We start from the raw sequence: 14,970 nt of genomic DNA on the forward strand, positions 1-14,970 counted from the left end.
ACCCGGCACCCCTTCGGTGCATAACACGAGGACGTGACTGGCCGTCCTCAACCCCGTAGTTTCCGCGCACAATCCCGAAATACGAGCAAAAGGAAACGTCATGGACAAGAAGATGCACGACAAGGGGCTGGAGGTCCGCAAAGCGGTCCTCGGCGAGGCCTATGTCAACAACGCCCTGAAGAATGTCGACGACTTCAACCGTCCGTTCCAGGAGATGCTCAACGAATATTGCTGGGGCACGGTGTGGGGCCGCAAGGAGCTGCCTCGCAAGACCCGCAGCATGCTCAACATCGCGATGATCGCGATCCTCAACCGCCAGCACGAATTCCGCGCGCACCTCAAGGGCGCACTGACCAACGGCGTCACGCGCGACGAGATCCGCGAGATCCTGATGCAGGTCGCGATCTACGGCGGCATGCCCGCTGCAGTCGACAGTTTCCGCATCGCGCGGGAGGTGTTTGCGGAGATCGACGGCAAGGCGTGAGGATCGATGAGAGTGAGGGACGCAGCATCCCTCCCCACCGTCGTCCTGGCAAAAGCCAGGACCCATAACCACCGGCGGATGTGGTTACGGGGACTCGGAGTTACCACGTCGCGCGACAACTGCTCCCTGGGGTAATGGGTCCTGGCTTTCGCCAGGACGACAGCGGAGCGTAGGGCGCTCCGATCAAGAACAACGAAAAAAGGAAACACCATGGACATCGGATTCATCGGCCTCGGAAACATGGGTTTCCCGATGGCGCGGCGGCTGATCGAGGCGGGGCATAAGCTCGTCGTGTTCGACACGCGCAAGGACGTCGTCGACAGGCTGGTGGCGCGCGGCGCGAAGGCTGCGATGTCGCCGAAGGATGTCGCCGACCAGGCCGAAACCGTGATGGCAAGCCTGCCGTCGCTGCAGGCCTCGCTCGCGGTCGCGACCGGTGAAGGCGGCGTGATCGAGGGTAACAGCGTCAAGCGCTTCGTCGATCTCTCCACCGTCGGCTCGCAGATGGCGACGAAGATTCACGGCCTGCTGGCGAAGCGCAACATCGTGCAGATCGACAGCCCCGTCTCCGGCGGCGTCGGCGGTGCCGAGAAGGGCACGCTCGCAGTGATGGTCTCAGGACCGAAAGCGGATTTCGAGACCATCAAGGCCGCGCTCGACGCGATCGGAAAAGTGTTCTTCATCGGCGAGAAGCCGGGCTCGGCGCAGACCATGAAGCTCGCCAACAACTTCCTCTCGGCGACCGCGATCGTCGCAACCTCCGAAGCCGTGGTGATGGGCGTGAAGGCGGGCCTCGATCCCGCCGTGATGATCGACGTCATCAACGCCGGCTCCGGCATGAACACCGCGAGCCGCGACAAGTTTCCGCGCTCGGTCCTGCCCCGCACCTTCGACTTCGGCTTCGCCACGGGCTTGATGGTCAAGGACGTGCGGCTGGCGCTGGAGGAGATGAAGCAGCTCGGGCTGTCGATGGAGGTCGCCGATGCGGTCGGGCGCCTGTGGGAGACCGTGATCCGCGACGAGGGTGCGGAGTCGGATTTCACGGCGGCGATCAAGCCGATCGAGAGGAAGGCGGGAGTGATCGTGGGCGGGAAGACCTGACGCCTACGACGGTTGCGCGTTGCGGCGGATTTGCCTCAGCGCGCCAAACGGTTCCGCCGCGCGCCCGTGCGTGATGCCGAAAACCCACGGCTACTTTGCATGGGGTTGTTTTGCGGGTTTTTGGTTAGCTCAGCGACTTGGCGCCGGCCTCACAGCCAGGGCGCGGGCGTGTCCATCGCAATGAGCTGCTCGACATCGATGCGCGGGCGGACCACGGCGTACTGGTCGCCCTTCACCAGCACCTCCGGCACCAGCGGGCGGGTGTTGTAGGTCCCGGCCTGCACCGCGCCATAGGCGCCTGCGGTCATGATGGCGAGGAGATCGCCGGCCTTCGGCGTCGGCAGCGTGCGGTCGAGCGCGAGATAGTCGCCGGTCTCGCAGACCGGCCCGACGACGTCGGCCACCATGGTCGGCGCGCCCTTGGCAGGCTGCGCCACCGGCAGGATGTCGTGATGCGCCTCGTACAGCGTCGGGCGGATCAGATCGTTCATCGCGGCATCGATAATGACGAAGTTCTTGCCGTCGCCGTGCTTCACATAAATCACGCGCGCGACCAAAATGCCGGCATTGCCGACGATCATGCGGCCCGGCTCGAACATCAGCGTGCAGCCGAGATTGTGCGTGACGCGCTTGACCATGGCAGCATAGGCGTCCGGCGCCGGCGGCGCCTCGCGGTCCATGTAGTAGGGAATGCCGAGCCCGCCGCCGAAATCGACATGCGAGATGTTGTGGCCGTCGGCGCGCAGCGTCTGCACGAATTCCGAGAGGATGCGGAACGCCGTCTCCATCTTCGAGAGATCGGTGATCTGGCTGCCGATATGCACGTCGGTCCCGGTGACCTCGATGCCCGGCAGCTTCGCTGCGCGGGCATAGACCTCGCGGGCGCGCGCGAGCGGGATGCCGAACTTGTTCTCGGACTTGCCGGTGGAGATTTTTACGTGCGTGCCGGCATCGACGTCCGGATTGACGCGCACGGAGATGCGCGCGGTCTTGCCCGTCTCGGCGGCGAGGCGCGACAGCAGCTCGAGCTCGGGCTCGGACTCGACGTTGATGCAGAGGATGTCGGAGGCCAGGGCGGCGCGCAGCTCGGCTTCCGTCTTGCCGACGCCGGAGAACAGGATCTTGTTCGCCGGGATTCCGGCGGCCAGCGCGCGCTTCAGTTCACCACCGGAGACCACGTCGGCGCCGGCCCCGAGCTTCGCCAGCGTGCGCAGCACCGACTGGTTGGAGTTGGCCTTCATTGCGTAGCAGACGAGCACCTTCTCGCCGCCGAAGGCATCAGTGAAGACGCGGTAGTGGCGCTCCAGCGTCGCGGTCGAATAGCAATAGAACGGCGTGCCGACGGTCTCGGCCAATTCAGAAAGATTGACCGCCTCGGCGTGCAGCACGCCGTTGCGGTAGTCGAAATGATTCATGGCGTTGGCTCGGTTGCCCCACGCCTTAGCGCGCGGGTTTTTCGTCCAGGAGCGGATCGAGGATAAACGGTTTCTTCTTGCCGCGGGTAGCAGCAGGCGCGGCGTCGGTACCGTAGGTCGGATTGAAGACGCTCGGCGTGCGCTGGGTTTCCATCTCGGTATCGACGGGGCCGGCGGGCGCGGCCGTCGAGGCGTTGGACGCGTTCGGCGGCAAATCGAGCGGCCCCTTGCGGCCGCAGCCGGCCAGCGCCAACGCGGTCAGGCTAAGGACAATGATGGCCCATCCCGAGCCGGCCGGGCGAAACTTTGACGTCACGACGAGATCCCCACTACGCGGGCCGCACCATACAGAGGTTGGCCCGCTCTGGCGAGTGCCGGAAGGCCACGGAAGAGCAGCGAAATTTTGGCCTTCAGCCCAATTTTCGCTCTTTTTCCAGCCGCTTGGCCCAGGCCTTGGCTTGCGATGCGACGTTCTTCGGCGCCGTCCCGCCAAAGCTCGTCCGGCTCTTCACCGACGATTCGACCGAGAGCACGCCCATCACCTCCTTGGTGATTTTCGGCTCGATCTCCTGCATGGCGGCGAGCGGCAGCTCGTGCAGCGCGACACCGTCCTTCGACGCCCTGGCGACGATGCGGCCGGTGACGTGGTGAGCGTCGCGGAACGGCATTTTCAGCGTCCGCACCAGCCAGTCGGCAAGATCGGTCGCGGTGGCGTAGCCCTCGCCGGCGGCAAGCCTCATCTTGGCCTGGTCGGGCACGAGGTCGCGGACCATGCCGGTCATGGCGCGGATCGCCAGCGACAGCGCGGCAAAGCCTTCCATGGCGCCCTGCTTGTCCTCCTGCATGTCCTTTTGATAGGCGAGCGGCAGGCCCTTCATCACGATCAACAGACCGTTGAGCGCGCCGATGACGCGGCCGGTTTTTGCGCGCACGAGTTCGGCGGCATCCGGGTTGCGCTTCTGCGGCATGATCGAGGAGCCGGTGGTGAACTTGTCGCTGAGGCTGATCAGGCCAACCAGCGGCGAGGTCCAGATCACGATCTCCTCGGCAAAGCGCGACATGTGCACGGCGCAGATCGAAGCCGCCGACAGCGTCTCCAGCACGAAGTCGCGATCGGAGACCGCGTCGAGCGAGTTCGCCATCGGGCGGTCGAAGCCGAGCGCCTTTGCGGTGGCATGACGATCGATCGGGAACGAGGTGCCGGCGAGTGCGGCGGCACCGAGCGGAGATTCGTTCAGCCGCTTGCGCGCGTCCTGGAAACGGCCGCGATCGCGCGCGGCCATCTCGACATAGGCGAGCAGATGATGGCCAAAGGTCACGGGCTGCGCGGTCTGCAGATGCGTGAAGCCGGGCATCACGGTGCCGGCATGTTCGAGCGCGCGGTCGACCAGCGCCTGCTGGAACGAGGCCAGCGCTGCATCGGTCTCGTCGAGGACGTCGCGGACGTAGAGACGGAAGTCGGTCGCGACCTGGTCGTTGCGCGAGCGCGCGGTGTGCAGACGCCCTGCGGCCGGCCCGATCAGTTCCGACAGCCGGCTCTCGACGTTCATATGGATATCTTCGAGCGCGCGCTTGAACGCAAAATCGCCCTTGCCGATCTCTGACAAAATCGTGTCTAGACCCTTGCCGATATTTTTCGCATCAGAGGCCGTGATGATGCCTTGGGTAGCGAGCATCGCGGCATGGGCTTTGGACGCGGCGATGTCCTGGGCATACATGTGACGATCGACGTCGATGGAGACGTTGATCTCCTCCATGATCTCATCGGGACGTTCCGAGAACCGGCCGCCCCACATCTTGTTGCTCATGATGTCCTGCTCACGCCCTGCTGATCGCTAGCTGCGGCCCTGTTTGTCGCTGCGCACGTTTGCTGGCCGCTGCCAGCCGTATTAAGAGGCCCCTGATAGCCATATCTGCGACCGGATGACAAACGATATGCACGACCAGACGCCCGCGCCCTCGGCCACGCGCCGGATTCCCCTCGTGATCGCCACGGTGGTGATCGGTGGGGCCGTCGGCTTTGCCGCGCTGTACGGGCTGGGGCTGGGCCGGAGCCCGTCCGGCGATCCGGCCTGCCGGGCCGCGGTCGAGACCGCAAAACGGATCGCGCCGCTGGTCCATGGCGAGGTCGCGGCGCTCACGGTCGCCACCGCCCCCCTGCGCCTGCCCGACCTCGCCTTCGAGGACGCCGACGGCAAGCCGAGAAAGCTCTCCGACTTCCGCGGCAAGACGCTGCTGGTGAACCTCTGGGCCACCTGGTGCGTGCCCTGTCGCAAGGAGATGCCGGCACTGGAGGAGCTCCAGGCCAAGATGAGCGGGCCGAATTTCGAGGTGGTGGCGATCAACATCGACACCCGCGATCCCGAAAAGCCCAAGAATTTCCTGAAAGACGCCAATCTTATCCGGCTCGGCTATTTCAACGACCAGAAAGCCAAGGTTTTCCAGGATCTTAAGGCAATAGGCCGGGCGCTGGGCATGCCGACCTCGGTGCTCGTCGATCCCCAGGGCTGCGAGATCGCGACCATCGCCGGTCCTGCCGAATGGGCGAGCGAGGACGCGCTAAAGCTGATCCGCGCGGCGGTGAAGCCGATCGCTGCGGCGCTTTAACTATTGGCGCATGATCTCCGCGCAAACGCGTTTCGCGTTTGTCGCGAGGGAAGACCGGTGCCCAGTTTTCCGGATCAGGCGCGTTAGGCCGAAATATTGAGGTTGCCGCCGACGCCCGGGCCGACATTGGCGAGCGAGGGCTGACCCGCGCCGAGCAGCGTCAGGACCGTGGATTTCTCCATATCCGCATTCTGCTTGGTGAGCGTGGCTGCAATGTTTGACTGCAGCGCGCCTTGCTGAGCGGCCAGCATGCTGCTGACCATGGCCATCATGTCCATACGCGAACCCTCTTGGCCGCCACCCTAGGGGGTGAAGAGTTAACGAGAGGTGGAGATTTCACGCACCATCGTGTCCCGGACGCGGCGCGGCATGAAATGACGCGACGCTGAGCCGGGACCCACGCTTTCGTGCTTGTGGCTGATGGACCCCGGATCTGTAGCCCACCGCTGACGCGCTGCGCAGCGTCCGGGGCTCGAGACCGCGTTAGCGCGTCGGAACCGGCTTGGCGCCGCGATAATCGTAGAAGCCGCGCTGCGTCTTGCGGCCGAGCCAGCCGGCCTCGACATATTTCACCAGCAGCGGACAGGGCCGGTACTTGGAATCGGCCAGCCCCTCATGCAGCACCTGCATGATGGACAGGCAGGTATCGAGACCGATGAAATCGGCGAGCTCCAGCGGGCCCATCGGGTGATGCGCGCCGAGCTTCATCGCCGCGTCGATCCCCTCGACGTTGCCGACGCCTTCATACAGCGTGTAGATCGCCTCGTTGATCATCGGCAGCAGGATGCGGTTGACGATGAAGGCCGGGAAATCCTCGGAGACCGCGACCTGCTTGCCGAGCTTGGCGACGAATTCCTTGGACGCCTCGAAAGTCGAGTCGTCGGTGGCGATGCCGCGGATCAGCTCGACCAGCTCCATCAGCGGCACCGGATTCATGAAGTGAATGCCGATGAAACGCTCGGGCCGGTCGGTGGCTGCGGCAAGGCGCGTGATCGAGATCGAGGACGTGTCGGAGGCGACGATCGCCTCGGGCTTCAGCACTGCGCAGAGGTCGTGAAAGATCTTGCGCTTGACCTCTTCCTTCTCGACCGCGGTCTCGATCACGAGGTCGCAGTCGGCGAGGTCGTCCAGCGTCTCGGCGAGCTTGATGCGCGCCAACGCCTTGACCTTGTCGTCCTCGCTGACGGCCTTCTTGGCGACCTGGCGGGTCAGATTGCCGTTGATGGTGGCCATGCCGGACTTGAGGCGGTCGGCCGAGATGTCGTTGAGCACCACGTCGAAACCGGCCAGCGCCGCGACATGGGCGATGCCGTTGCCCATCTGCCCCGCGCCGATCACGCCGACCTTCTTGATCACTGCCGCCATCTTGTCATCCACCGGAACGGCGCGCACATCGCGCCTGCCTATCCCCTGAGCCCAAGTATTGAGCCCTATTGAGCCTTGGGGCCTGATTTGATCAGAAGCTTGATTTAATCAGAACCTTGGCCCGAAACCTAGATTGGAAGCGTCTTTCCGCGTGCCCCGCGCCAAAGAAAACGCCTCGGAAATGAAACACCGGCCGGAGTTTACACATCCGGCCGGTGTTTTTGCGTAGTTTTACTTACCGAGCTTGCCGAGTTCGGCCGTAAGCTCCGGAACCGCCTGGTAGAGGTCGGCGACCAGGCCGTAATCGGCGACCTGGAAGATCGGCGCGTCCTCGTCCTTGTTGATCGCGACGATCACCTTGGAGTCCTTCATGCCGGCCAGATGCTGGATCGCGCCGGAAATGCCGACCGCGACATAGAGCTCGGGGGCCACGACCTTGCCGGTCTGGCCGACCTGCCAGTCGTTGGGCGCATAGCCGGCGTCCACCGCCGCGCGCGAGGCGCCGACACCGGCACCCAGCTTGTCGGCCAGCGGCTCGATGTACTTGGCAAAGTTTTCCCGGCTCTGCATGGCGCGACCGCCGGAAACGATGATCTTGGCCGAGGTCAGCTCGGGACGATCGCTCTTGGCGACTTCCTCGCCAACGAAGGTCGACAGGCCCGGATCGGCCGCGGCCGAGGCGTTCTCGACCGGCGCGCTGCCGCCGCCAGCTGCGGCCGCGAAGGTGGAGGTGCGGACCGTGATGACCTTCTTGGCGTCCTTCGACTTCACCGTCTGGATGGCGTTGCCGGCGTAGATCGGACGCTCGAAGGTATCGGGCGCGACCACCTTGATGATCTCCGAGACCTGCATGACGTCGAGCAGCGCTGCGACGCGCGGCATCACGTTCTTGAAGCGCGAGGTCGCGGGCGCCACGAAGGCGTCGTAGCCAGGGGCCAGCGAGACGATCAGCGCGGCGAGCGGCTCGGCGAGATCGTGCGCATAGGCATCGCCCTCCGCCAGCAGGACCTTGGTCACGCCGGCGAGCTTGGAGGCGGCGTCCGCCGCTTGCTTGGCGTTCTGACCGGCGACCAGCACGTGGACGTCGGCGCCGAGCGCGGCAGCCGCCGTCAGCGCCTTGTTGGTGGCGTCCTTCAGCGACGCGTTGTCGTGTTCAGCAATCAGCAGCGTCGTCATCAGATCACCCCGGCTTCGTTCTTGAGCTTCGACACCAGCTCGGCGACGTCCTTGACCTTGACGCCCGCCTTGCGGCCCGGTGGCTCCGACGTCTTGAGAATTTCGAGGCGCGCAGCGACATCGACGCCGTAGTCGGCGACGGCCTTCTCGGCGATCGGCTTCTTCTTCGCCTTCATGATGTTCGGCAGCGAGGCGTAGCGCGGCTCGTTGAGACGCAGATCGGTGGTGACGATCGCCGGTCCCTTGAGCTTCACGGTCTGCAGGCCGCCATCGACCTCACGCGTGACCTTGAAGTCAGAACCCTCGACCTCGAGCTTGGAGGCGAAGGTCGCCTGCGACCAGCCGAGCAGCGCGGCCAGCATCTGGCCGGTCTGGTTGGAGTCGTCGTCAATCGCCTGCTTGCCCAAAATGATCAGGCCCGGCTGCTCTTCGTCCGCAACCTTCTTCAGGATTTTTGCGACGGCGAGCGGTTCGACATTGCCGTCGGCCTTCACCAGGATGCCGCGATCGGCGCCCATGGCGAGACCGGTGCGGATCGTTTCCGACGCCTGCGCCGGACCGATGGAGACGACCACGACCTCGGTGGCCTTGCCGCCTTCCTTCAGGCGCAGCGCTTCCTCGACCGCGATTTCGTCGAATGGGTTCATCGACATTTTGACGTTGGCCAGTTCAACGCCCGATCCATCGCCCTTGACGCGGACCTTGACGTTGTAATCGACCACCCGCTTTACCGGCACCAAGACCTTCATCGATCCTCTTTCACTTATTTTTGGAGGGGGGTTATCAACTGGCGCGGAACCTAAAGGCCCGGCACAGCCCGGTCAACGCGCGAAACGGGCAATTTTTCACCCCCAATCCAGGGATGGGTCAGCGGTTCTGGCCCGGCACCCACAGCACGTCGCCAGCGCCATTATGATTGGCGGCGCGGCTCGCCACAAACAGGAAATCCGACAGCCGGTTCATATATTGGATGCCAGCGGCGCCGACGGGTTCGTTGGGCTGAGCCGCGAGTTCCACCATGACCCGTTCCGCCCGACGGCAAATGGTCCGCGCGACGTGGAGATGGGCGGCGGCCGCGGTTCCGCCCGGCAGCACGAACGAGGTCAGCGGTGCGAGCTTGTCGTTGAGCGCGTCGATGTCGCGCTCGAGCCGCTCGACCTGGCTCGCCACTACCCGCAACCGCTCGGCCTTGCCCTCACGCTCGGGCACGGCAAGGTCGGCGCCGAGATCGAACAGATCGTTCTGGATCCGGCCGAGCATCGCATCGAGCTCGCCTTCGCCCTTGGTGTGCAGCCGGACCACGCCGATCGCGGCATTGGTCTCGTCCACGGTGCCATAGGCCTCGATCCGCAGATCGTATTTCGCGCGGCGTTCGCCCGAGCCGAGCGCCGTCGTGCCGTCGTCACCGGTGCGCGTATAGATGCGGTTGAGAACGACCATGTGTGCCTCGTTACTCAAAGTTTGAGCATGATCTTATCGGAAAACCGCTGCACACTTTGCGCTAACGCGGCCCTTCGGGTCCGGATCATGCTCGCTCAGCCCCGCCCCATCGCCCAGACCGCGAGCATGGCAATGATGATCGTCACGAATTGCAGCAGCACGCGCCACCGCATCAGCTTCTGCGAGAGGTTAGGCGATCCGCCCCGCATCAGGTTGACGAGACCAAGCAGCAGCACCAGGGCCACGGCGCCGGCTGCCACCGGCAGAAGGAAAGAACTTAAAAGTGATGCCATTGGCGGTAGATAACACCCTGTTCGTCGATGCGCCATCGCGGCACAGCCGTTCCCGGCGATCTGGCTTTTAATCCAATAATATCAGATGGTAGCAGGATGATTTTTGATTTGAGCCAGTCGCTGGCCTCCTTCGCCTCTCCCCGCTTGCGGGGAGAGGGAGCGGCAGCAGCGGTGTAGGTGGCGCGTGAAGCCAATCCGCTACATCTACGACGTCGTGATGGATGCGTTCTACACGTTCCTGGCCGATGACGGCTGGGCGATCGCAAGCCATATCGCGCTGTCGACACTGATGGCGCTGTTCCCGTTCCTGATCGTGCTGACCTCGCTTGCCGGCTTCTTCGGCTCCAAGGAGCTCGCCGACCAGGCTGCCGAGCTGATGCTCCAGGTCTGGCCGAAGCAGGTCGCAGATTCCATCTCGGGCGAGATCCATGACGTCCTGACCACGACCCGCACCGGCTTGCTGACAGTCGGTGCGGTGCTGGCGGTCTACTTCGCCTCGAACGGTGTCGAAGCGCTGCGCGTCGCGCTCAACCGCGCTTATGCGGTAATCGAGATGCGGCGCTGGTACTGGCTGCGGCTGGAATCGATCGGCTACACGCTGGTCGCTGCCTTCACGGCGCTGGCGATGGCATTCCTGATCGTGCTCGGCCCGCTCGTCATCGAGACTGCACGCCGCCACATCCCGCTGTTCGTCGAATCCAACGAGAGCATCCTCACCTGGCTGCGCTACGGCATCACCGTCGGCGCGCTGACCGTGGCGCTGTTCATCCTGCATGCATGGCTGCCGGCTGGACGGCGCGGCTTCCTGCAGATCCTGCCCGGCATCGTCTTCACAATGGTGGCGTCGCTGATCTCGGGCGTCGTGTTCGGACAATATCTGGCGCGCTTCGCCAACAACTACGTGACGATGTATGCGGGCCTCGCCTCGGTGATCATCGCGCTGGTGTTCCTGTATTTCATCGCCGCGATCTTCGTGTTCGGCGGCGAACTCAACGCCGCGATCATCAAGTCGCGGCTTCCGCACGGCGTCTCGCTTCAAGCAGCGCAGTCGCTAGCGCACGCGGAGACACAGGCTTGACCAGGAACGCGTCGGCGCCGGCGGCGCGCGAGGCCACCTCGTCCTCGCCGCGGCCGGAAATGCCGATGATCGGGATCTGGCCGAGCGGCGCATGCATGCAGCGGATACGCCTGATGGCTTCGATGCCGTCGATCCCCGGCAGCACCATGTCCATCAGCACGGCGTCGAATCCGCCCTGAGTCAGGCGGTTCTCGGCGTCCTCGCCGCGGCCGATGAACTCGGCATGATGGCCGAGCTCGGTCAAAATGGTATTGAGCACGACGCGGCCGAACGGATTGTCCTCGACGCTGAGCACGCGCAGGCCCGCCATCGCGGCCGAGACATGACCGTCGCGACCGGCCGCCCTCGGTGAGCGCTCGGCCTTGGCGGACGTCAATGAGACCGTGAGCGTGAAAGTGGCCCCGCCGCCGCGCCGCGGCGCCACCGCGATATCGCCGCCCATCGCGCGCGCCAGTTGCTTCACGGATGAGAGCCCGAGCCCGGCGCCGCCGAATCGCGAGGCGATGGTGACGTTGGCCTGCGAGAACGGGCGGAACAGGCGCTTGATCTCGGCCATGGTGAGGCCGATGCCGCTATCGGACACCGAGAACGCGGCGCCGACCTTGCCCTTGGCCCCGCGCCATGGCACGGCCGAGAACGCCACCACGCCCTTCTCGGTGAACTTCACGGCATTGTCGATCAGGTTCTCCAGCGCCGCGCGGAGACGGACGGGGTCGCCGACCACGAGCGCCGGAAGCTTGTCGGAGATGTCGACCTCGGCCTGCAGCCCCTTGGCGGCGGCACGCCCGGCCAGCGAATCGCCGACAGACCGCGCCAGTGCGCGCAGGTCGAACATGTCTTGGCCCAGGCTGCTCAAGCCGGTTGCGGTCTTGGCGGCATCGACGAACAGGGTGGCAAGGCTCGCCAGATGCTCGGCGCCAGCCTTGATGGTGTCGGCCCAACGGCGCTCCCGCTCGCCAAGGTCCGACGTCGCGAGCAGATCGCTGATCGCCAGAATTCCGGTCAGGGGGGTGCGGACCTCGTGGGCGAAGGCTGCGAGCGCGGCCTGAACCACGTCAGGCGAATTGGCCTTGGCGCTGCGCTTGTGCGCTGCAGGCGCCTTCTTGACATGAGTCTTCTTGGCGTACGTTTTGGCGCGCGTCGCAACCCGCGTCTTCCCACGCTTTTTGGACAGTCGCCGCTCGGGCGACCGTGTGCTGCGCGCGATGCGCGTTTTCGCCGCCATGTTTCCCCTTGAACCCCGGCTTGTGGTCAGCATGGCATGGAGGGGGCCGGCGAGTCACGGACGCGTTTGGCTAAACCCCAGAGAAACTTAACGTAATCCCACCAACCGACTGATATCGGATGGGCCGGCACCGCCCGCGCGCAACTCCCGCAACCCCGTCGCGCGGGTCGATTTCGAGAGCTTTCGTCCCGCCTCGTCGCGAACCAAGCCGTGGTGCCGATAGGCGGGCGCTGGCAGGCCCAACAACACCTGGAGCAGCCGGTGCACGGAGGTGGCATGAAACAGATCCTGCCCGCGCACCACTTCGCTCACACCCTGGAGCGCATCGTCGACGACAACCGAGAGGTGGTAGCTGGTCGGCGTCTCCTTGCGCGCGAGGATCACGTCGCCCCAAGCCTCTGGCCGCGCGATGACCTGACCGCGCTCGCCATCGGGGCCTTCGCCCGCTTCCGTCCAGTCGAGCGCCGGGACCCGGCGGCAGGCCGCCGCCATATCGAGCCGCAGCGCGTAAGGCATGCCCGACGCGATCAGCCGCTCGCGCTCAGCGGGCGGAAGCTCGCTGGCCGTGCCGGGATAATGCGGCGCTCCGTCGGGATCGCGCGGCCAGGGGCTATCAGCCTCGCGCGCGGCAACGAGTTTTGTGATCTCGGCGCGGCTCTCGAAGGAAGGATAGACCAGTCCAAGCGCGGAGAGCTTTTCCAACGCGGCGCGATAGTCGGCCGGATGTTCCGACTGCCGCCTTACCGGCGTCTCCCAGGCGATGCCAAGCCAGGCGAGGTCCTCGAAAATCGCCGCCTCGAATTCGGGCCGGCAGCGCGTCGCGTCGATGTCCTCGATACGCAGCAACAGCCGCCCGCCGGTCTCGCGCGCGCGATCGGCATTGAGCAGCGCCGAATAGGCGTGACCGAGATGGAGATAGCCGTTCGGGCTCGGGGCAAATCGGAAAACGGGTGGCGACATAAACCAGATCTCTTCATGGCCGGGCATAGCCGTCCGGAGGACGGCGTCGCTTCCGCTCACCTATGTCCCGGCCATCCACGTTCTTCGTTCCCTCACGAACAGCATGTCAAGGTCAATACGAATGCGAGCCACGAGACCCGTGCTAAGAAGAGCACGTTGCAGGAGCCAAGAAAGACGTGGATGGCCGGGACAAGCCCGGCCATGACGGCGGCGCAGAGAGTCACGACCAGCATGACCATCCACCTCGAAACCCAGTCCGATCTCGAAGAGGCCGTCCACACGCTGGTGAAGCGGGATCCGCGCCTGAAACCGGTGCTTGATATCGCTGGCATGCCGGCGTTGCGGCGGCGCGAGCCGGGCTTTGTCGGGCTCGCGCATATCGTCTGCGGACAGCAACTCTCGACCGCGAGCGCCGCCGCGATCTGGGGACGGCTGTCAGCCGCGTTCGATCCGTTCGACCATGACGCGGTCCGCCGTGCCCGTGCCGACCGACTGGGGCGGCTCGGGTTGTCGGCTGCAAAAATCAAGACGCTGAAGAACATCGCGCGCGAACTCACCGCCGAACGGTTGAATCTCGAAGTGCTCGCGGAGGAAGACGCCGATGCCGCGCATCACACGCTGATCGCGCTGCCCGGCATCGGGCCGTGGACGGCGGACGTCTATCTGTTGTTCTGCCTCGGCCATGGCGACGCCTGGCCCGCCGGCGACCTCGCCGTGCAGGAGGGCATCCGCATCGGGCTCGGGTTGAAGACGCGCCCTACCGAAAAGCAGATGGCTCCCCTCGCCGAACCCTGGCGCCCCCTGCGCGGCGCCGCCGCGCATCTCTGGTGGAGCTACTACCGCGCCGTGAAGAAGCGCGAAGGCGTGATCGGCGGACAGGCTTAACCGCGCAGGCGCACGCGATCCGCTCGCGCGCTGGCGGCGACGAAGTCGATGACGGCGCGCACTGCGGGGAGCTCGACCAGATCGGGATGGGCGAGCAGCCAGAGGTCCGCGACGCTGACGAGCTTTTGCGGCGCAACGCGCACGAGGTCGGAATAGCTTTCCGCCACGAAGCAGGACAGCGCGGAGATTCCGATGCCGGCGCGCGCCGCGGCCAGCATGTCTCCCTGGGAGGAGCAGCGCATCACCACCCTGCCCTGGGCCGTGACGGAATCGCTCCAGCGTGCGAGCTGCGCGTTCGAGGTCTGGTCGGCGAAGCCGATGACGCTTTGGCCCTTCCATTCGCCGCGCCGCTCGGGCAGCTGCCGTCCGGCCGCGTAATCGCGCGAGGCATAAAAACCCGTGCCGAGGCGACCGATCTTGCGGCCGACCAGATTTTCCTCGCCGCTGTCGACGGGACGCAGCACCACGTCAGCCTCGCGCCGCCAGACGCTTGCCGGAAATGGATGGGTAATGATTTCGAGCTGGATGTGATCGTGCGCGCGGAGGAATTCGGGAAGGCGCGGCATCAGCCAATGCGAGGCGAGCGTCGCGCCGATCGACAATTTGACGGTGCCGCGGGCCTGACGCCCGCCCGCAGCCACCGCAGTTTCCGCACGAAGTGCCGCAGCCGCCATGGCCTCGGCATGCTCGCGAAATTTGCGCCCGTCGGATGTCATGGTGAGGCCGTCGGCGGCGCGCACCAGCAATTTGGTGCCGAGCTGCGCCTCCAGGGCCGCGATCTTGCGGCTGAGCGTCGGGTGGCTGGCGTGCAGGCGGCGCGCCGCCGCCGTGAAGCTTCCGGTATCAGCCACCGCCACGAAGGCCTTGCAGAGATCCCAATCCAGCGGCATCGCGACCCCGTTCATTTTTGAAGGCTTAGCCGTTCAATATTGAACGATCGG

Annotated in this window: 17 protein-coding genes; 5 read left to right on the forward strand and 12 right to left on the reverse strand. The window is 65.2% G+C overall.

Features of this window, described 5'->3' with window-relative positions; translation table 11 throughout:
* The first annotated feature begins 100 nt into the window (after positions 1-100).
* Positions 101-484, forward strand: a complete 384-nt coding sequence (locus KUF59_RS40645; protein ID WP_212460259.1) for a carboxymuconolactone decarboxylase family protein — start codon at positions 101-103, stop codon at positions 482-484.
* A gap of 210 nt (positions 485-694) precedes the next feature.
* Positions 695-1,585, forward strand: coding sequence for an NAD(P)-dependent oxidoreductase (locus KUF59_RS40650; protein WP_212460258.1), 891 nt, complete (start codon positions 695-697; stop codon positions 1,583-1,585).
* 149 nt (positions 1,586-1,734) lie between these two features.
* Here KUF59_RS40650 and lysA read toward each other — a convergent pair whose 3' ends face one another.
* The 3 genes from lysA to argH all read right to left on the reverse strand — a co-directional run bounded on the left by lysA (position 1,735) and on the right by argH (position 4,808).
* The gene (lysA, locus tag KUF59_RS40655) at positions 1,735-3,000 is read right to left on the reverse strand and encodes a diaminopimelate decarboxylase (RefSeq protein WP_212460257.1); all 1,266 of its coding nucleotides are present in this window, start codon (positions 2,998-3,000) and stop codon (positions 1,735-1,737) included.
* Positions 3,001-3,025: 25 nt separating this feature from the next.
* The gene (lptM, locus tag KUF59_RS40660; protein WP_212460256.1) at positions 3,026-3,316 is read right to left on the reverse strand and encodes an LPS translocon maturation chaperone LptM; all 291 of its coding nucleotides are present in this window, start codon (positions 3,314-3,316) and stop codon (positions 3,026-3,028) included.
* A 94-nt stretch (positions 3,317-3,410) separates the two neighbouring features.
* Positions 3,411-4,808: an argininosuccinate lyase gene (gene argH, locus KUF59_RS40665; protein ID WP_212460255.1), complete on the reverse strand. Its 1,398-nt coding sequence runs from the start codon at positions 4,806-4,808 to the stop codon at positions 3,411-3,413.
* A 127-nt stretch (positions 4,809-4,935) separates the two neighbouring features.
* Here argH and tlpA point away from each other — a divergent pair, with 127 nt between their 5' ends.
* Entirely contained in the window at positions 4,936-5,607 is a 672-nt protein-coding gene (gene tlpA / locus KUF59_RS40670; RefSeq protein ID WP_212460254.1) for a thiol:disulfide interchange protein TlpA, read from the forward strand.
* A gap of 83 nt (positions 5,608-5,690) precedes the next feature.
* Here the strand turns inward: tlpA and KUF59_RS40675 are convergent, their stop codons facing one another.
* From KUF59_RS40675 to KUF59_RS40700, 6 genes are all read right to left on the reverse strand, one after another.
* Positions 5,691-5,885, reverse strand: coding sequence for a hypothetical protein (locus KUF59_RS40675; protein WP_140978935.1), 195 nt, complete (start codon positions 5,883-5,885; stop codon positions 5,691-5,693).
* 205 nt (positions 5,886-6,090) lie between these two features.
* A complete protein-coding gene (locus tag KUF59_RS40680; RefSeq protein ID WP_212460253.1) occupies positions 6,091-6,972 on the reverse strand; it encodes a 3-hydroxybutyryl-CoA dehydrogenase in 882 nt (293 codons plus the stop codon).
* 231 nt (positions 6,973-7,203) lie between these two features.
* On the reverse strand, positions 7,204-8,148 hold the full coding sequence (locus KUF59_RS40685) for an electron transfer flavoprotein subunit alpha/FixB family protein (protein WP_258768000.1): 945 nt from the start codon (positions 8,146-8,148) through the stop codon (positions 7,204-7,206).
* The gene (locus KUF59_RS40690; protein WP_258768001.1) at positions 8,148-8,897 is read right to left on the reverse strand and encodes an electron transfer flavoprotein subunit beta/FixA family protein; all 750 of its coding nucleotides are present in this window, start codon (positions 8,895-8,897) and stop codon (positions 8,148-8,150) included. The genes KUF59_RS40685 and KUF59_RS40690 overlap by 1 nt, the downstream gene beginning before the upstream one ends.
* Positions 8,898-9,015: 118 nt before the next feature.
* Positions 9,016-9,588, reverse strand: coding sequence for a cob(I)yrinic acid a,c-diamide adenosyltransferase (locus KUF59_RS40695; protein WP_212460250.1), 573 nt, complete (start codon positions 9,586-9,588; stop codon positions 9,016-9,018).
* Between the two features lie 95 nt (positions 9,589-9,683).
* Complete coding sequence (locus KUF59_RS40700; protein ID WP_258768002.1) at positions 9,684-9,881, reverse strand: twin transmembrane helix small protein; 198 nt, start codon at positions 9,879-9,881, stop codon at positions 9,684-9,686.
* Between the two features lie 184 nt (positions 9,882-10,065).
* Between KUF59_RS40700 and KUF59_RS40705 the strand changes: the two genes are divergently transcribed.
* Positions 10,066-10,959 (forward strand): YihY/virulence factor BrkB family protein, encoded by an 894-nt coding sequence (locus KUF59_RS40705; RefSeq protein WP_258768003.1) that lies wholly within the window; start codon positions 10,066-10,068, stop codon positions 10,957-10,959.
* On the opposite strand, the gene KUF59_RS40710 is transcribed toward KUF59_RS40705, so the two are convergent.
* Positions 10,886-12,184, reverse strand: coding sequence for an ATP-binding protein (locus KUF59_RS40710; RefSeq protein WP_258768004.1), 1,299 nt, complete (start codon positions 12,182-12,184; stop codon positions 10,886-10,888). The two genes, KUF59_RS40705 and KUF59_RS40710, sit on opposite strands and share 74 nt — an antisense overlap.
* An 87-nt stretch (positions 12,185-12,271) precedes the next feature.
* A complete protein-coding gene (gene gluQRS, locus KUF59_RS40715; protein WP_258768005.1) occupies positions 12,272-13,144 on the reverse strand; it encodes a tRNA glutamyl-Q(34) synthetase GluQRS in 873 nt (290 codons plus the stop codon).
* A 231-nt stretch (positions 13,145-13,375) separates the two neighbouring features.
* On the opposite strand from gluQRS, the gene KUF59_RS40720 reads away from it, so the two are divergent.
* Complete coding sequence (locus KUF59_RS40720) at positions 13,376-14,029, forward strand: DNA-3-methyladenine glycosylase family protein (RefSeq protein WP_258770078.1); 654 nt, start codon at positions 13,376-13,378, stop codon at positions 14,027-14,029.
* On the opposite strand, the gene KUF59_RS40725 is transcribed toward KUF59_RS40720, so the two are convergent.
* A complete protein-coding gene (locus tag KUF59_RS40725; RefSeq protein WP_258770080.1) occupies positions 14,026-14,913 on the reverse strand; it encodes a LysR family transcriptional regulator in 888 nt (295 codons plus the stop codon). The two genes, KUF59_RS40720 and KUF59_RS40725, sit on opposite strands and share 4 nt — an antisense overlap.
* Positions 14,914-14,970: the final 57 nt, after the last annotated feature.

The organism is Bradyrhizobium arachidis (assembly GCF_024758505.1).
Classification (GTDB): domain Bacteria; phylum Pseudomonadota; class Alphaproteobacteria; order Rhizobiales; family Xanthobacteraceae; genus Bradyrhizobium; species Bradyrhizobium manausense_C.